This is a genomic window from Paucisalibacillus algeriensis (genome assembly GCF_000577245.1).
Taxonomy (GTDB): domain Bacteria; phylum Bacillota; class Bacilli; order Bacillales; family Amphibacillaceae; genus Ornithinibacillus.
This window is the reverse complement of record NZ_CBYO010000022.1, coordinates 635,950-653,572: the sequence shown is the minus strand read 5'-3', so window position 1 is coordinate 653,572 and position 17,623 is coordinate 635,950. Positions and strand designations below refer to the sequence as shown.

Annotated in this window: 20 protein-coding genes; 15 read left to right on the top strand and 5 right to left on the bottom strand. The window is 36.4% G+C overall.

The window, feature by feature from the left end:
• Nucleotides 1–150: 150 nt before the first annotated feature.
• From TY11_RS19335 to glnA, 3 genes are all read left to right on the top strand, one after another.
• Nucleotides 151–936, top strand: a complete 786-nt coding sequence (locus TY11_RS19335) for a helix-turn-helix domain-containing protein (RefSeq protein ID WP_042150123.1) — start codon at nucleotides 151–153, stop codon at nucleotides 934–936.
• Nucleotides 937–1,121: 185 nt separating this feature from the next.
• On the top strand, nucleotides 1,122–2,972 hold the full coding sequence (gene asnB, locus TY11_RS19330; protein WP_042150121.1) for an asparagine synthase (glutamine-hydrolyzing): 1,851 nt from the start codon (nucleotides 1,122–1,124) through the stop codon (nucleotides 2,970–2,972).
• Between the two features lie 70 nt (nucleotides 2,973–3,042).
• On the top strand, nucleotides 3,043–4,377 hold the full coding sequence (gene glnA, locus TY11_RS19325) for a type I glutamate--ammonia ligase (RefSeq protein ID WP_042150118.1): 1,335 nt from the start codon (nucleotides 3,043–3,045) through the stop codon (nucleotides 4,375–4,377).
• Nucleotides 4,378–4,567: 190 nt separating this feature from the next.
• Here glnA and TY11_RS19320 read toward each other — a convergent pair whose 3' ends face one another.
• On the bottom strand, nucleotides 4,568–4,804 hold the full coding sequence (locus TY11_RS19320) for a heavy-metal-associated domain-containing protein (RefSeq protein ID WP_042150115.1): 237 nt from the start codon (nucleotides 4,802–4,804) through the stop codon (nucleotides 4,568–4,570).
• 240 nt (nucleotides 4,805–5,044) lie between these two features.
• On the opposite strand from TY11_RS19320, the gene TY11_RS19315 reads away from it, so the two are divergent.
• Together TY11_RS19315 and TY11_RS19310 are read left to right on the top strand one after the other, a co-directional pair.
• Nucleotides 5,045–5,632 carry a DeoR family transcriptional regulator gene (locus TY11_RS19315; protein ID WP_042150113.1) on the top strand — a complete coding sequence of 196 codons (588 nt, stop codon included), beginning with the start codon at nucleotides 5,045–5,047 and terminating at the stop codon, nucleotides 5,630–5,632.
• Between the two features lie 23 nt (nucleotides 5,633–5,655).
• Complete coding sequence (locus TY11_RS19310) at nucleotides 5,656–6,423, top strand: FixH family protein (RefSeq protein ID WP_042150111.1); 768 nt, start codon at nucleotides 5,656–5,658, stop codon at nucleotides 6,421–6,423.
• A 60-nt stretch (nucleotides 6,424–6,483) separates the two neighbouring features.
• Here TY11_RS19310 and TY11_RS19305 read toward each other — a convergent pair whose 3' ends face one another.
• The gene (locus TY11_RS19305) at nucleotides 6,484–7,101 is read right to left on the bottom strand and encodes a DUF3298 and DUF4163 domain-containing protein (RefSeq protein WP_369797426.1); all 618 of its coding nucleotides are present in this window, start codon (nucleotides 7,099–7,101) and stop codon (nucleotides 6,484–6,486) included.
• 171 nt (nucleotides 7,102–7,272) lie between these two features.
• Between TY11_RS19305 and TY11_RS19300 the strand changes: the two genes are divergently transcribed.
• A complete protein-coding gene (locus TY11_RS19300) occupies nucleotides 7,273–7,764 on the top strand; it encodes a CBO0543 family protein (RefSeq protein WP_197025131.1) in 492 nt (163 codons plus the stop codon).
• A gap of 162 nt (nucleotides 7,765–7,926) precedes the next feature.
• Here the strand turns inward: TY11_RS19300 and TY11_RS19295 are convergent, their stop codons facing one another.
• Together TY11_RS19295 and TY11_RS21025 are read right to left on the bottom strand one after the other, a co-directional pair.
• Nucleotides 7,927–8,478: an NADPH-dependent FMN reductase gene (locus TY11_RS19295; protein ID WP_042150108.1), complete on the bottom strand. Its 552-nt coding sequence runs from the start codon at nucleotides 8,476–8,478 to the stop codon at nucleotides 7,927–7,929.
• Nucleotides 8,479–8,505: 27 nt separating this feature from the next.
• Nucleotides 8,506–8,637: a hypothetical protein gene (locus tag TY11_RS21025; protein WP_255342711.1), complete on the bottom strand. Its 132-nt coding sequence runs from the start codon at nucleotides 8,635–8,637 to the stop codon at nucleotides 8,506–8,508.
• 158 nt (nucleotides 8,638–8,795) lie between these two features.
• Between TY11_RS21025 and TY11_RS19290 the strand changes: the two genes are divergently transcribed.
• Nucleotides 8,796–9,089: a hypothetical protein gene (locus TY11_RS19290; RefSeq protein ID WP_042150106.1), complete on the top strand. Its 294-nt coding sequence runs from the start codon at nucleotides 8,796–8,798 to the stop codon at nucleotides 9,087–9,089.
• Between the two features lie 31 nt (nucleotides 9,090–9,120).
• Here the strand turns inward: TY11_RS19290 and TY11_RS19285 are convergent, their stop codons facing one another.
• Nucleotides 9,121–9,549: a ferritin-like domain-containing protein gene (locus TY11_RS19285; RefSeq protein ID WP_197025130.1), complete on the bottom strand. Its 429-nt coding sequence runs from the start codon at nucleotides 9,547–9,549 to the stop codon at nucleotides 9,121–9,123.
• A 165-nt stretch (nucleotides 9,550–9,714) separates the two neighbouring features.
• On the opposite strand from TY11_RS19285, the gene TY11_RS19280 reads away from it, so the two are divergent.
• The 8 genes from TY11_RS19280 to TY11_RS19950 all read left to right on the top strand — a co-directional run bounded on the left by TY11_RS19280 (nucleotide 9,715) and on the right by TY11_RS19950 (nucleotide 17,591).
• Nucleotides 9,715–10,896: a DUF4317 domain-containing protein gene (locus tag TY11_RS19280; protein ID WP_042150104.1), complete on the top strand. Its 1,182-nt coding sequence runs from the start codon at nucleotides 9,715–9,717 to the stop codon at nucleotides 10,894–10,896.
• A 147-nt stretch (nucleotides 10,897–11,043) separates the two neighbouring features.
• On the top strand, nucleotides 11,044–11,382 hold the full coding sequence (locus TY11_RS19275; protein WP_042150102.1) for a zinc ribbon domain-containing protein YjdM: 339 nt from the start codon (nucleotides 11,044–11,046) through the stop codon (nucleotides 11,380–11,382).
• A gap of 186 nt (nucleotides 11,383–11,568) precedes the next feature.
• Nucleotides 11,569–13,227, top strand: a complete 1,659-nt coding sequence (locus TY11_RS19270; RefSeq protein WP_042150100.1) for a ribonuclease J — start codon at nucleotides 11,569–11,571, stop codon at nucleotides 13,225–13,227.
• A gap of 500 nt (nucleotides 13,228–13,727) precedes the next feature.
• Nucleotides 13,728–15,662: a ribosomal protection-like ABC-F family protein gene (gene abc-f, locus TY11_RS19265; protein ID WP_042150098.1), complete on the top strand. Its 1,935-nt coding sequence runs from the start codon at nucleotides 13,728–13,730 to the stop codon at nucleotides 15,660–15,662.
• Between the two features lie 328 nt (nucleotides 15,663–15,990).
• The gene (locus tag TY11_RS19260) at nucleotides 15,991–16,386 is read left to right on the top strand and encodes a VOC family protein (protein ID WP_042150097.1); all 396 of its coding nucleotides are present in this window, start codon (nucleotides 15,991–15,993) and stop codon (nucleotides 16,384–16,386) included.
• Between the two features lie 144 nt (nucleotides 16,387–16,530).
• Nucleotides 16,531–16,791, top strand: coding sequence for a hypothetical protein (locus TY11_RS19255; RefSeq protein ID WP_042150096.1), 261 nt, complete (start codon nucleotides 16,531–16,533; stop codon nucleotides 16,789–16,791).
• 18 nt (nucleotides 16,792–16,809) lie between these two features.
• Nucleotides 16,810–17,328 carry a VOC family protein gene (locus tag TY11_RS19250; RefSeq protein WP_042150496.1) on the top strand — a complete coding sequence of 173 codons (519 nt, stop codon included), beginning with the start codon at nucleotides 16,810–16,812 and terminating at the stop codon, nucleotides 17,326–17,328.
• Between the two features lie 56 nt (nucleotides 17,329–17,384).
• Complete coding sequence (locus TY11_RS19950) at nucleotides 17,385–17,591, top strand: Ger(x)C family spore germination protein (protein ID WP_052345910.1); 207 nt, start codon at nucleotides 17,385–17,387, stop codon at nucleotides 17,589–17,591.
• Nucleotides 17,592–17,623: the final 32 nt, after the last annotated feature.

Below are 17,623 nucleotides of genomic sequence, written 5' to 3'. Positions count from 1 at the left end.
TATGTAATCTTACCCAGTTTGTTGCATAGGAATAATTTGGGGTACGGATCGCTTCCTGAACATTGTTGGACGTCGAGAGTATCTGGGGAAGTGAGTCACCTTACCAAGAATTAAAGTATAGTGGATACTATCTGTAGAGAGGGGAGAGGTATGCTAGAGCTAAACCCAGAACAATTTATCTTAAAGCCAGTATTTGCCACGATAACATGCGAACCTAACTGGCAATGGAAACGAAAAGTACCTCTACCCAATTATGATTTAGTATATGTTTGGAGAGGGGAAGGGGAATTAATTTTAAATGGGAGAGAACATTCAATCAAACGAGGAAGCTGTTTTTTCTTCCATCCAGGAGACTGGGTTACGGCAACACATAATCCACAGAAACCACTGCTAATGACTTATATCCACTTTGACTTCGAAAATGAACCTATTGTAAAACCAGTGGCATACCGTATAATTCAAGATACAATTATGTTTGAATCACTTCTAACTAGATATGTCCGATTATTTTTAATGGAAACATTTGGAGCAGAAACAGAAGCGAAACTAATCCTTAAACAATTAATGATTCAGTTATTACGAGAAGAGCAACAGGACGAAAAAAATACCCCCCTCATGCAACAGACACTCTTATCCGCTATCAAAGAAGTTGCAAACTACGTCCAACAACATCCTGGTGATCATCATACAGTAGAGAGTCTCGCTACTCGTGCGAACTTCTCTCCTCGTTATTTCTCCCGTAAATTCAAGGAAATCATCGGCCAATCTGTCAGGTCTTATATAGTCGAAGTCCGGATAAAAAGAGCTGAGCACTTACTATGTTATACCGGAATGAGTGTAACCGAAGTGTCTGAAGCATTAGGTTACACGAACCTCCACTTTTTCAGCCGTCAGTTTAAACAATATACCGGTAAAAGCCCATCTGAAATTCGCTAACCTAATATATTTCTAAAAAAGAGCACCTACCAAATTGGTTTAGGTGTTTTTTATTTGCCCAAATAGATGCAAAAAATGCAAATTTTATATCAAACAGTCTAAATATTTTTAACGCTCACGATGCTAACATTTAATTACAGCCACAACAAAGAAAGCAAAAATCATAGAAAAGAGAGTGATGTTACGTGTGTGGAATTACAGGATGGATTGATTGGAAACAAAATCTAAAGCAAGAAGAATCGACCATGAAGAAAATGACGCAAACATTAGAAAAGCGTGGTCCGGATGCTACCAATGTCTTTATAGACCAACACGTGGCGCTAGGACATACCAGACTTATTGTTGTTGATCCTACTGGTGGCGCACAGCCAATGACAAGGCAATCCCAAAGAGGGCATTCTTTTACAATTATCTATAATGGTGAGCTTTATAATACAGAGGAACTTCGGAAAGAGTTATCTAGTCGCGGGTATGTATTCGGGTCCCATTCCGATACGGAAGTACTCCTCCATGCTTACATCGAATGGCGAGAAAATTGTGTGGAGCGGCTAAATGGTATTTATGCTTTTGCTGTTTGGGAACATCAACAGGAAAAACTATTTTTAGCGAGAGATCGTCTAGGGGTTAAGCCATTATTTTATAAACAAATCAATAGTACCCTACTATTTGGATCGGAGCTTAAAGCGATATTAGCCCATCCAGATGTGAAAGCAGAAATAGACCGTGGAGGCTTGCAAGAAGTATTCGGTTTAGGTCCTTCCCGTACACCGGGACATGGTATTTATAAAGGAATAAACGAATTAAGACCAGCACATATTCTCCTGTTTGATCGTAATGGAATTCAAACCAAACGGTATTGGAATGTGGAAAGCCGGGAACATACCGAAACACTGACAGAAACGGTAGAACAAGTGAGATATTTTGTGGAAGATGCTGTTGTAAGGCAGCTAATTGCCGATGTACCTGTTAGTACATTTTTATCAGGCGGGCTTGACTCCAGTGCTATTAGTGCAATTGCTGCAAATCATTTTAAGCAACAGGGAAAAGGAAAACTTCATACGTATTCGATAGATTATGAACATAATAGTGAATTTTTCCAATCAAACTTATTTCAACAAGATGAAGACCGACCATGGATAGAAAAGATGAAGCAACATATTGGCTCTGTTCATCATGCAAAAGTTATTTCTCAAGAAGTACTTGCTAATCGGTTGGAAGATGCGGTAATGGCAAGAGACTTACCCGGAATGGCTGATATTGACTCTTCTCTCCTTTGGTTCTCAGAAGAAATAAAACAAGATGTTACGGTGGCATTGTCAGGAGAATGTGCGGATGAAATTTTTGGTGGTTATCCATGGTTCTATAGAAAAGAATTATTACAAGCAGACCATTTTCCATGGATGAAATCGGAATCGGAAAGACACAGTCTACTATTACCACATTGGCAGAAAAAATTAAATCTAGAAGACTACGTTAGAGATCGATACCGGAAAACATTACTCGAGGTGCCAAAGTTAGAAGGTGAAAGTCCGATAGAAGCGCGACGCAGGGAGTTATTCTATTTAAATATGATATGGTTTATGGCTACCTTGTTGGAGCGAAAGGACCGCATGAGTATGCGTGCTAGTTTAGAAGTCCGAGTTCCATTTGCTGATCACCGGTTGGTGGAGTATGTGTGGAATATTCCATGGGAGATGAAACAATTAGAAGGTATGGAGAAAGGAATCTTACGGAAGGCTTTAGAAGGAGTTTTACCTCATTCTGTTTTATACCGGAAGAAAAACCCATACCCTAAAACCCACAATCCAGCGTATATGAAACTAGTAAAACAAATGCTTACTAGCATAATCGAAAACAATAGCTCCCCAATACTAGAATTAGTGTCCAAACATCAAGTAAAAGAAATTATTGATTCAGACGGTGCCTCTTTTAAGGTTCCTTGGTTTGGGCAACTCATGACAGGACCACAACTTATCGCCCATATAGCACAAATAAATATGTGGCTAGAATTATACAATGTCGACATCGTAGACTAATGACTACATCAAAAGCGAATCTAACAAACTAATAACAAAAAAATTAAGAAAACTATTAGGAGGAAAGAGCATGGGAAAACCATTCACGAAGGAAGAAATTTTAACAATCGCAAAACAGGAGAATGTTCGCTATATTCGTTTACAATTCACTGATTTATTCGGCTTGATTAAAAATGTAGAAATACCAGTAAGTCAGCTGGAAAAAGCCTTAAATAATCAAATCATGTTTGATGGTTCATCGATAGAAGGATTTGTACGCATTGAAGAATCTGACATGTATTTATACCCAGACATAAATACCTGGCTCATCTTTCCTTGGGAAGCGAATGAAAGTAAGATTGCTAGACTTATATGTGACGTGTATTTACCAGATGGAAATCCATTTCCTGGTGATCCAAGGGGAACGTTGAAAAAAATATTGGGGGAAGCAAAGAATCTAGGATTTACTGCCATGAATGTTGGTCCAGAGCCGGAATTCTTCTTATTTAAAACTAATGATACAGGCAGGCCAACGATGGAGCTGAATGACAATGGAGGTTATTTTGACTTGTCTCCGGTTGATCTTGGAGAAAACTGCAGAAGAGAAATCGTTCTAACCCTAGAAGAGATGGGATTTGAAATCGAAGCGTCCCACCACGAAGTAGCTCCCGGGCAGCATGAAATTGATTTCAAATACGCAGATGCAGTGGAGGCAGCAGACCAAATCCAGACCTTTAAACTAGTGGTGAAAAATATTGCAAGAAAGCAAGGGCTTCATGCAACATTTATGCCAAAGCCACTTTATGGTGTAAATGGTTCCGGAATGCACTGCCACCAGTCGCTTTTCCGTGGCAAGGAAAATACCTTTTATGACGAAAAAGATGAGCAGGGGCTAAGTGAAACAGCGAAACAGTATTTAGCAGGTATTCTTAAGCATGCTTATAGTTTTGCAGCTATCACAAATCCAACCGTTAACTCGTATAAGCGCTTAGTACCAGGTTATGAAGCCCCATGTTATATTGCATGGTCTGAGAAAAATCGTAGCCCACTTGTCCGTGTTCCGGCTAGTAGAGGGATGAGCACTCGGATTGAATTGAGAAATCCTGATCCATCTGCAAACCCATACCTAGCCATAGCGGTCATGCTTGCCGCAGGACTAGATGGTATTAAAAATAGACTGGAATTGAATAAACCTGTTAATCAAAATATCTACCAAATGTCCGAGGAAGAAAAAGAACGTATTAGCATTGGAAGTCTTCCAAAAGACCTAGAGGAAGCTGTTGCGGCCTTTGAGACGAATGAAGTAATCACTAATGTATTAGGTGAGCACATTAGTAATCACTTTATTTTGGCAAAACGGATGGAGTGGGAAGCGTATCGAACTCAGGTCCATACATGGGAAAGGGAAGAATATATAGATTATTAATCAACGAACTAATGTATTCTAACCAAAAACATTCTATAAATCTAACAATTGACTGTCTTAAAGCTATAGAATTAGTGAGAAATAAGGCACCTATACATGCTAATATAACAGCTTTTGTAGGTGCCTGTTGATTTTAAAGAGAAAGGATCAAAGGTGTGGGTTATTATAAGTATTATTTTGGTATCCGTAATTAATTCTTGATGGGTGCTTCTTTAGAAACTTTTGCTTCAAATCCCATTTTATTAATCCTATGCATGATATCACTAATGTCTGTTAATTCTTTGTTGTACGTTACATATCCATTTTCAGTTTCATAATTTACTTTTACTTGGCTTACCCCATCTAATTTTGAAACAGATCTTTCCACTTTTTTAGGACAATCCTGGCAATGCATTCCTATTACTTCTAAGTAAATTGTTTCATTCATATAGATATTCACCACCTCATCTTTTATTTAACGGTACATTATATGTTTGAATTTGATATTTATAATATGAATTCACTTCATGGGTATCTTTTTAAACATTTTATGAACTTTAGCCAATTTATCAACACTTTCGCAAAATATTCACAGAAAATTTATTGATTAGTTCTGTTAGTACTGATACATTCTTGTTAGAGTTTGTTGCAATTTGATAAAAGTCTTCAAAGTTAGGGGGCGAAATTATTGTTACCAATTGAACGGCAAAACCGTATTAAAGAATTAATTCTTGAAAGGAAAAACATGAAAATCTCCGAACTAAGTAAAGAGATTGGTGTATCAGAGATGACTATTCACCGGGATTTAAAGCCTTTAATGGAAGAAGGAACAGTAATAAAGACGTTTGGTGGAGTAATGCTTGCTGACATGAATGTTAGTAAGCGCTCTGTTTCTGATGAGTGTGTGCTTTGTAAACGGAAAGTAAACGAGCGCATGGCATATCGTTTATTTCTACCGAATAATAAAATTGAATTGGCATGTTGTGCACATTGTGGACTGCTTCGTTCCCGTCAATTGGGGGAACAAGTAATGCAAGCTATTTGTCCGGACTTTTTTAAGCAAACAACGATAAGTGCGCCATTAGCTTGGTATATTATGGATACATCTGTTCATATGGGGTGTTGCCATCCCCAAGTATTAACATTTGAGTGGAAAGAACTTGCCGATAAATTCGTGAAAGGATTTGGCGGAAAGGTTTACAGTTATAGTGAAGCAATGGAAGCAATTTTTCTAAAAATGAATGGTAATGGTTTAAATTGTAGCAAACATCATTAAAGAACTAATGGAGGAAAGCGAAAATGAGAAAAATCTGGATGGTAATGTTCGTTTTATTATTAACTATATTAACTGCATGTAACAATGATACAGAGAATAAAGCAGGACAGGAAACAGAAGAGTTAAAAATGCTAGAAGTTGATTTTGAAGTACCAGAAAAAGTTGGTGTTGGTGAAACTGTAGTATTAAAGGCAATTGTGACATATGGTGATGAAGAAGTGAAAGATGCGGACGAGGTTAATTTTGAATACTGGTTACAAGGAGACGATGATAATACTACTACGGTCGAGTCAATCAATAACGAAGATGGCACATATACTGCAGAGGTTTCTTTTGAAACAGATGGTGTTTATGAAATTTATGCCCATACAACAGCACGAGAATTACACACCATGCCCAAAAAAGCCATTACAGTCGGTAATGGTATAAGTGCTAAGCATGAGGATGAACACGAAGACCATCATGATGAAGAAGGACATGAACACGGGCATACGGATGGATTTAGTATGCATTTTGTGCAACCAGTGGATGTTAAAGTAAATCAAGATGTAGAACTTACCGTACATTTACAAATGGATAATGAACCTCTTGAACAAGCTAGGGTCCGTTATGAAATTAAAAAAGAAGGTTCAGAAACGCCTGATTGGATTGATACTGAGGAATCTGTTTCAGGAGAATACACAAGTTCTTATTCATTTGATGAAGAGGGTATATATCACATAGTCATTCATGTACAAAATGAAGAAGGTCTCCATGAGCATACGGAGCAACAAATAGAAGTGAATAGTTAGTAGGAAATTGGGGAGAATCTACATGTTATCCAGTAGATTCTCCTGGTTATTTGTCTTTGATTAATTATTCTCCGCCATTCTCCCCAGTGGACCATCCTCCCTAATAATATCCTGAATATCATAAACGGAAATTGGAAACATAGGAAAACCATACACATATGGCGTTATTTCATATAATTGGAAATAAATTACAAGTGTTTTATCAGCAATGTAGAAGTCCTGATTGGGACTTATTTCAGTAAAATCCTCGATAAGCTGGATGTCACGTTGGGCAATTTGTTGCTGAATATTTGCGGATAAAATTTCTACGTAGTTACTATCTGGTTTAAAAAGTTCTTTCAGTTCACATTTCTTTCCGGATTCTAAATCAAACGTTAACGATTTAATATATGTCATTCCGTGAGCAGCTTTATCGTGATAGGTATAATTGGTGAGGGAGATACTTAAAACATCTCGTTGGTTATTTTTTATCTCATAAGTACCTAGCATTTCTACGACGGTTGATGGCATATTAGCAACTTGCTGATTTATTAATGCTTGTGTTTCTTGAATGATAGCTTGATTGATAAATCTCTCTAGTGATTGATTTTGCATCTGAACTACTTGAGGATAATTGATAATTTTCTGGGAACCACCACTAACCTGTAAGGTAACAATCTGGACTGGAAAAGTAGGCAATGTACTCATTCCTTTTTTACTGTATCTTATTCTTAAGGAATGGGTGTGTGAGAAAAATATTAGTAACTGTTTGGTAGTTAGCCTTTCGCAATTATTTACTATATAAGAATTAAACAAAATACATAAGAATGCAGTAAATTAGCCACCCTATATTTATCGAGGTGAATACAAGTGAGCAAAAGGTTAGAAAAAACAGTTGAACTATCAGCATGGGGTGTTATGGCATTATTATTGATTAAGTTCGTTCCCAAAAATAGAATTCGAGAAGCACAAGTAGCATTTTTATTTAAACAATTAATTACATGGCTTTTTGGGTTACTAGTAGTTGAAAAAAACCTGATTTCCTATCCTTATCGTCTCTTTTTCAAAAAAACCATTAAGTCCAGTTTTACGTTTGAATACTTTGTTTATCCTGGATTATGCGCGTTGTTTAACTTGTATTACCCTGAAAAGAGGAATTACTTTATAAAACTGCTTTATTATTTTTTCCATTCGGGAGTTATAACCACGTTAGAAGTAATTCTTCTTAAGTACACTAATCTAATTAAGTATAAAAAATGGACATGGTATTGGAGTATAATGACCATGTGGTTTACGAACTATTTATCTCATATTTACTTTAAGTGGTTCTTTAAAGAACAAGTAAATTACCAACAGAAATAAAGACATTGTGGGTTGCCGATATAAAGTATACCCTTCCCGTTAAAAGTTTGGAAGAGTATACAACGTTATTCTATCTATAGAATTTATCCATAAGGGAAATCTAGTTTGAATTGATGAATTTAGGTATACTAGGTTTGATTCTATGCTTGATTTCCTTTACACCTAATCTCTCATTCGCTCTATAATGCTCCGTTGTAAGAAAATCATCTCTTCGGCTAAATGATGAATGCGCTTTGCAATTTTGTCATTGATAATTTCATCACTCTCCACATCAAAGAAATCATTATGTACGAAAACATTCGTTGATGGCACCAATCCTCGCAAGTAGGAAAGGACTGGTTTTAAATGATTTTCTGGTACAAGAAAATGTTTTTCTGAAGCTCCAGTTACAATAATTCCAGTGACTTTATTTTTAAAAGCATATTCCGGGAAGAAATCTAGTAGGTTTTTTAATACACCTGAAATAGATGCCTGATAGATGGGTGTGCCAAATACGACAAAGTCAGCGTCCAGTATTTTTTTAACTACGTTCCACGTGTCATCATTATAATAGGTTAATGGTTCTCCACGACAAAATTCAACCTCATATTCCCTTAGATCAATTAACTCTGTATGAATACTAGAATCAATAAGAGTAGCGGCTGCTAATACATCATGAACAGCCTGCGATGTCTTATTTCCTGCTAATGTTGCCGATACGCCAACAAGTTTCAAAATATATATCCCCCCTCTTACAATTAACTATTTTTCTCCCTGAAAATCGGAAGAATCATTATAATCATAACGAAATCCATCTTTTTTAGCTATTTCTTTTCCTTTTTTGTTTTGCTGTTCAAATGCATTTTTTAGTCCAGCTTTCTTGTTGTTTTTCATTTGAAATTCCTCCTATAACTTTTTTACTATTGTCTCAGGATAAAATCGTACTATTCACAGATTGTGGTATGAATGGATCAATTTTGTGGAAATAGGATTAAATGTGGTAGGGAAATGCGCATACTAATCATACCTACACTTTGCGAGAAGGTGCTCACATGAAAGTTTTATTAGTATTAGGTAGTATTATTTTTCCCTTGCTAATGTATGTTTTAAAAAAGAAATGGGTCATGATGCGAGTTGTGTTTAATCTAAGTGCAATTATTTCATCATTAGTATTTGGAAATATAGCTGCCTCGTCCATCTATCAGATCATTAAAGACAATACCGTATTAATGACAAATATCCATGCGATTTTCCTAAATCCCTATTTCCTGATTACTGGGTCTTATTTGGGAATTTATAGCCTCTATTTATTACTTGTTTTAATGGAGGAAAACCTTAAGGGCTGATGCTATTAATAGTTGTCAGCCCTTGCGTATTCTAATGTATTAGATTGTTCAATTGGTTAATATGTTCCCTGTCTTCGTTTAAATTCTCTTCTACTAACTTCCTGCTTTCTGGGTCTAAATCTCCTCGAACAATTTCTTCTGTCTTCTGAATACCCATTTGTTGGCCGTCTATTGCCGTTTTAATGATGTCGTTCGTTTCGTTCGGTATTCCTTTTAGTCTCATCATATTTTCACTAATGGAAAGCTTGAAACCATTATCATGTACTGCCTTCCCACCGAGATTCTGAATTCTTTCTGCTACTTTTGCAGCATGTTCCTTATGGTCTATTTGGATACGTTGGAGCACTGTTTTAATTTCGGCTTCCTGGGTATGGTGGATAATGTCTTCATAAGAATGTATTCCCATGTATTCCCCTTGTAAATATTCGTTGAGTTCCTTTATGACATTTTCTTCTTTCAATATGTTTGCCCTCCAAGTATTAGCTATTTTCATTATTATTTGAGAAAACATTATTCCGTATACGAAACACATGGACAAATTGATTATGATACTAATCGATTCATGTTAAAATGATAGAATGTGTGTGGAAACTATTACGATAATCTGCCTAGGAGTGTAATAACATTGAACAAAAAGGACATAGCAAATTTTAAACGACAGTTCAAAGTAAACAATGATTTATTGAAAATACATGAAATTTTTTACGTGTATATTATGAAGGAATCAAGCGATATTTATCATCATCAAAGTTTCCCATTTGAGATGCTTGAAGAAGAACAGAAAGAACTATTTATGGATAATTTTAAAAAAGTACTATCCGGTCAGTTGGATGAAAAATTATTTGAGTTAAAGTTCCAACGTGATGTAGAAGATAATAGCCAGTTGATTCTTCATCAAGGATTATTAAGTAGGGATACAGAAGAATGGAAGAGCCATATGCTTCGATTGGTAGAGAAAATGTTACATGATAAGCAATATGAGATGGATATTGTGGTTACCTTTATTCGTGGAGAATATATGAAGCCAGTGAAGCGTCGCAATGAGGAAACAGAAGAAAATGAGCGGGATACAGTATTCTCCAATTCATTTATTTTATGTAGCATGAATAGTACACAAGATCCGAAAAAAGAATTACTCTTTGACTATGTGGAGAAGCAGTTTAAATATAATATTGTGGTAGACCCCATTATCAACTTGAAGGCACCGTTATCAGGATTTCTTTTCCCTTGTTTTTCGGATAATGCTGCAGACGTCAATCATGTGTTATATTCGGCTGGGAAGAAGTATGAGTTAAGCTATCACTTCATCGATGAAGTGTTGAATGCAGAAGAAACCATGACCGCTGAGGATGACAAGATAGTCTTTGAAGAAATCGTTAAAAAAGTAGCCGGAGATAAAATTAATACATCAACACTATCCAATGTTTATGACGAAATTCATCGTGTAATTGAAGAAAACGAAGAGGAAGAAGTTCCTAAGTTAGACTATAAAGATGTTGAAAAGGTCCTAAGAACAAGTGGTGTAAAAGACGTTGATACCGAAAAAGTAGAAGAAGCATTTAAGACCGTGATTGATGATGGAAATTATGAGTTAAAGGCAAGTAACATCTTACCGAAGTATTCATCTAAATCAATAAAAGTAAAAACAAAAGTAGCGGACCTTTCCATTAGTCCACCAGAACTACGCCATGTCCGCCAAGTACATCTAAACGGAAAAATCTACCTCATGATTGAACTAGAAGAAAACACCATGATCGAAGGATTCGAAATGGTACCAGAAGCACTCTTTCAAAAAGCAGAAGAATAGGCGGTGCCTGTCACTCCCCGGATTTTCGAATGCGAAGTTCTCGGGGAGTTTCCCCTTTAGCAAAAGTAAAAACTTCCCTTTCTCAAAAAAATAGGTAGTATAGAGGGAGACTATATTGTATTAATTTTCCAAGAGGAGGGACCTGCGATGAATCTACCTAATTGCCCAAAATGTAATTCAGAGTATACATATGAAGACGGGACAATGTTAGTGTGCCCAGAATGTGGTCATGAGTGGATGGTCAATCAGGAAACAGAAAATGATGAGGATAGTAGCATAATCAAGGATGCAAATGGGAATGTCTTAAGCGATGGAGATACTATCACCGTTATAAAGGACCTAAAAGTTAAAGGAAGTTCATCTGTGTTAAAACAAGGAACAAAAGTGAAAAATATTCGCTTAGTAGAAGGAGACCACGATATTGATTGTAAGATTGATGGATTTGGCCCGATGAAACTAAAATCAGAATTTGTGAAAAAAATATGAGCATTATCAAATGAAATAGCACTTCGAAAAGAAGAAAATATGATACACATATAAGTCGATTGGTTTTGTACTCGGAACCAATCGGCTTTTTTTGCGATAATTACTATAAAAATGACAAATTTAGATAAAATTCGGGGAGTGACAGGCACCAATAAAGGGCATAATATTGTGCAGGAGGGTATGTATATGAAAAACTTGTTATCTGTGTTTGCCCTTGGTGGTTTAAATGAGATTGGGAAGAATATGTATGGCATTGAGTATGGTGAGGATATTATTCTTATTGATTGTGGGAATAAGTTTCCAGATGAGAGTTTATTGGGGATTGATTTAATTATTCCGGATATTTCATATCTGGAAGAAAATAAGGATAGGGTACGTGCCCTAATTGTTACACATGGTCATGAAGATCATATTGGTGGGATTCCTTATTTCCTTAAGAAAATCAACGTACCCATTTATGCAACAAGGTTCACTCTGGGAGTAATTGAAATTAAATTAAAGGAACATCGAATTCTAAGGGAAACCGAGCTTTATGAAATTCATTCAGATTCCGTAGTCCAACTTGGAGCAATGAGTATTAGCTTTTTCAGAGTTAATCATAGTATTCCAGATTGCTTAGGTATTGTCTTCAATACCCCTGAAGGAACGATTGTGCATACTGGAGACTTCAAATTTGATCTAACTCCTGCCAATCAAGAACGTCCTGAAATACATAAAATGGCCGAGATAGGAAATAAAGGAGTCCTATTGCTACTATCTGAAAGTACCAATGCGGAACGAAAAGGATTTACACCATCCGAACAAATGGTTGGTGAAAATTTAGAGAATATGTTTATGAAAGCGAAGCAAAAAGTTATTGTTTCTACTTTCGCTTCCAATGTTAGCCGTGTCCAGCAGGTTGTTCAAGCTTCAGAAAAAACAAACCGGAAGTTAGTACTACTTGGTAGGTCGATGATAAATGTGATTGGGGTTGCGATGGACCGTGGCTATCTAAACGTCCCCAAAGGTATGCTAATCGAACCAAACGAAATTGATGACTATCCGCCAGAAAAGGTCACTATATTATGTACAGGAAGTCAAGGTGAGCCAGGTGCTGCCCTTAGTCGCCTTTCTACAGGAAACTTCCGCGATGCAGAAATCTTACCGGAAGATACCGTCATCCTTGCCGCAGGTCCAATCCCTGGGAATGAAAAAAATATATCTGCCATTATCGACAATCTGTACCAGCTAGGTGCTCATGTTATATATGGTTCAGGAAGTAGTTCAGGTATGCATGTGTCTGGCCATGGTTATCAGGAAGACTTAAAACTCATGCTGACACTGATGAGACCAACGTATGTTATTCCAATCCATGGAGAATATCGAATGCTACATCATCATCGATTACTCGCAGAATCTGTTGGTGTAGAAAAAGAAAATGTGTTTATTTTAAAAAATGGTGACGTCGTTGATATTGAAAATTCCGTTGCCCGCAGTACCAGGTCTATCCCAGCTGGAAGCACTTATGTTGATGGGGTGGATGTGGGAAATATTGATTTTGTACTACGAGATCGTAAACAAATTTCTGAAGACGGCATGATCATGCTTATACTACCGATGAGTAAACAAGAAGGTGAAATGTTGGCAGAACCAGAAATAATTTCACGTGGATTTGTTGACAATAACTTCTCACAGTTGCGAAAAGGGATGATTCGTATCATCCATGACACCGTCGAAGAATTGCATGAGGCAAATCGATACTCGTGGAATGTGAAGAAAAAGCAAATCAAAAAACTAGTAGGGCAGTATATCAAAGAGAAAACCAGGAAGCGACCAATGATAGTGCCTATTTTGATTGAAATATAATTCCTGGAAAATAGGGCAGGTTTATAATCCTTAGGATCATGAACCTGTTCTTTTACATTACCTATTTACAAAATAACAAAAAAGTGCAATAATATAATAAATTTCGAAAGGGGTTAGGTAATCATGATGCCGACTAATTGCTAATTATTAATTGATTTTCAAATTAATAAGGATTTTTAATGCATAAGCACCTATTATTTTATAGGTTTATTTGTTATGCCAATAGAAATCAGGGCAATTTAGAAGGTTACTTACTTAATCTGAAACGGAGATCATAATCGTACGACTGGGGAAGATTTGTACCGGTTCTTGTCGTATGGGTAGTTGTATTTGCTTTTTTTCAAGCATATAGCCGCCTCATTATTTTCACGGACTATTTTAGACTGTAAGAAGTATTTCTTCTTATGGTCTATTTATTTTGCAGCTGAATAGTAGTAGGATTCTTGTTGAAGCCTGTCCAATTTGGTGTAACGGACTAAGGGATGAAGGAAGGAAATAATATGTTAGAGCTTAAATTGAATGGAATAAAAAAATATATGGACGCAACTCTTGTGTTAGAAGATGTCAGTCTGGAAGCTTACGATGGCGATAAGATTGGGATTGTAGGTGTGAATGGAAGTGGGAAATCTACTATTCTTAAAGTGATTGCCGGAATTGAGCAGATGAATTACTACCCAGGTTATCCGCAAACAACAAGCTATGGGTATGATGAAGGATTAATCCATGTACTACCCCGTGGAGCGACGAGTGCCTATTTAGAACAAGTACCGGATTACCCACATGGTCTAAAAGTTATGGACAATCTCAATCTTGCTTTTGAAGAAATAGACGCAATCGAGAAACAAATGCGCGAACAAGAAGAACAGATGAAAAAGGTGGAAGGTAGTACTCTTGAAAAAGCACTTAATAAATACAGTAGTTTAGTCCATTTGTATGAAGTGAAGGGTGGATATGAACGTGATGAAAAATTAAGTAAAGTTTGTACGGGATTAAAATTTGATGAAAGTTTTCTGCAACGAGATTTTGATTACCTAAGTGGTGGTGAGAAAACAACCGTCATCTTAGGGAAACTACTGATCCATAACCCGAACATCTTACTATTAGATGAGCCAACAAACCACTTAGACATGGATTCCATTGAGTGGCTAGAGAATTATTTAAAAAACTATAAAGGCATTGTCCTGATTGTGTCGCATGACCGCTATTTTCTGGATCATGTCGCAACAAAAATCGTTGAGATTGAGGATATGGAATCTACAAGTTACAAGGGAAATTATTCATCTTTTGTAGAACAGAAGGAAGAAAACTTGCGAATTCAATTAGAACAATACCGTGAACAACAAAAGAAGATAAACACTATGGAAAAACAAGTAAAAGACTTGAGAGATTGGGCAATTCGTGCTGATAATAATAAGTTCTTTAGAAGAGCAGCTAGTATCCAGAAAAGACTTTCGAAAATGGAACGCCTAGATAAGCCAGTACTTGAAAGAAAAAATATGCGATTGACCATGAGTGAGTCTGAGCGCTCTGGAAAAGAGACCATCAAAGCAACAGACCTTACCAAAAGCTATGGGGAAAGATTACTATTCAGGGATGCTGGGGTCATGGTTCATTATGGCGAAAGAGTTGGTCTTATCGGTCCAAACGGTAGTGGTAAAACCACATTCTTGAAAATGCTGTTAGGTGAAGAACACCCGGACAAGGGGAAAATTGAGTTAGGTTCAAATGTAAAAGTAGCCTATTTACCGCAAAAAATATCATTTAATAATGAGGAGTTGATGTTAATTGAGGTCTTTAGAGAAGATATCTCTATCGTAGAGGGGAAAGCACGAGAGTATCTTTCTAAATTTATGTTTTATCAATCAAGTGTCTTTAAAAAAGTGAAGTATTTATCCGGTGGGGAAAGAATCCGTCTGAAGTTAGCCATTTTATTATATGATGAGGTAAATCTATTAATTCTAGATGAGCCAACCAACCATCTGGATATTGATTCTATTGAGACGCTGGAAGAAGCATTAGAAGACTTTCAAGGAACGATCTTCTTTATTTCACATGACCGTTACTTTATCAATAAAATGAGTAACCGTATTATAGCAGTGGAAGACTTTTCTTTAAATAGCTATCTAGGAAACTACGATTATTATAGACATGAAAAAGAGAAGTTTAGGCAGGAACAAGAAAGTAATGCGCTTGTAACGGAAGCAAAAAAACAGATAAAGCCCGTAAAAGCAGCAAGCGAGAAAAAGCAATCGATCAATCAAGCACGATTACTAGAAAAAATAGAATCTCTTGAAAAAGAATTAGAAGCTTTAGACGAAGCCATGGAAGTAGCGAATATTGATTACAACGAGCTTAATAATCTACACAATCGAAAAGTCGAACTTAGTGAAGAATTGGAAGTGGCCACGGATTTGTGGTTGACTGCTATGGAATAAATGCTATCAAAGGATTATGTTTAGAGTATTAAATAAACTACATTTCGATTGTTGTCTTAGAACATTGAAGAGAGAAAGAATAAGAAATGAGAAGAGGCTGGGGATAACTAAAAGATAAAAGTGAAGATCCGAATAATTTTATATATTAGCTCCGGAAATATACGGAGACTCCTGTGGGAAGGAAAGTAATATAAGTTATAACGTAAGGGTAAATAAATCTCAATATAGTTAATAAATTCTTAATATTTTTACAATAATAGGAAGGGAAATCAAAACTAATATCGAATTACTAAGAGGAAATAACTAAATCAATTTGTTGGAGGTAGCGATGGGAAGACTAGTACACTTTGAAATCCATGTTACGGACATGGACCGGGCTAAGAAGTTTTATGAAGAAGTATTTGGTTGGACGTTTGAAGATTGGAGCGATTATGCCGGAATGCCTTACTTTGGGGCTGTAACTGGTGATGCAAGCGAACACGGGATAGATGGGGCATTAATGCAACGAAAAGGTGCTTCACCAGAACCAGGGCAACCGATGAATGGTTTTTCTTGTACGATGAATGTAGAAGATTATGATTCTACTGAAGCCAAGATTCTTGAAAATGGAGGCAAAGTTGCTTTGCCAAAGTATGCTTTGCCTGGTATGGCATGGCAAGGTTATTATGTTGATACGGAAGGAAATGTTATCGGTATTCATCAACCAGATGAAAATGCCAAGTAAGAAATTCATGAGGGCAGATCTGTGTTGCTTTATGAGCAATAGTAGGGCTGCCTTTTGCCATTATTTATTCATAACTTATGCTTATTTAAAAACCCGTTTATAGTAAGATTAGTAAAGCAACATAAATCGATTAGGGGGGTTTTCATGGATATATGGATTGTTATCGTCATCATTGCTGTGTTATGTATAATCGGGTTGATTGCGACACTTATGGTAATAAAGCAAGAAGAAAACCGAATGAAACAATATGAAGAGGAAGGGGACACGGCTGAGAATGCATTAAAAAGGTCCCTGGAATATGAATCGAAATCGATATCTTCGAATGTAAAAAGTTTATCATGGATATATATTGTAGCGATTGTGCTATCGCTTATTGCGTTTGCGTTATATATGTATTTTAGGTAGAGGAAAGTGGTGAATAATGTGAATAACAAGATAAATAAAATCTCAACTAATCTCTGGTTTGACCATGAAGCGGAGGAAGCAGTTAATTTCTATACTTCCATATTTCCGAATTCTAGCATTAATCGAATTACTCGTTATGGAAAAGAAGGGCATGTTGGGACAGAAGGAAAAGTCATGACGGTTGAGTTTGAATTAGAAGGTCAAAAATTTGTTGCTTTAAATGGTGGTCCAATTTATAAATTCACGGAAGCGATATCTTTCATCATTCATTGCGAGTCACAGGATGAACTGGATTATTATTGGGATAGACTTACTACAGGTGGAGATGAAAAAGCTCAAGTTTGTGGCTGGTTGAAAGATAAATATGGTGTCTCGTGGCAAGTAGTCCCAGAACAATTAAATGCCTGGGTAAGTGATAAAGATACGGAGAAGGCTGAAAGAGTGATGAAAGCATTACTTCAAATGAAGACAAAGCTTGATTTAGAGACATTAAGAAAGGCATATGAAGGTTATACAGAAATGATCTACTTTAAGTAACTGTCTCTGTATCCACGCACTTTAGAAGAAATCCTGAAGTACGAAGAACAGCTTGGATGGTAGTAAATAGTAGTGATGCAAAAAAAGTATTAGAGGCTGCACCACCTGTTGAAAATGTACCATCACTCTATTTATCCGATACACTTGATAATGCGGTACGGTTTGGTAAATTACCTAGAGAATATTTAGGGAGGTATTGGATTGATCTTTCTGATACAGGGGTAGATGCAACTCTTCCAAGGGTAAGGGTTATTAATAAATAACCGTATTCTTATTGATGGAATGGTATATTTCA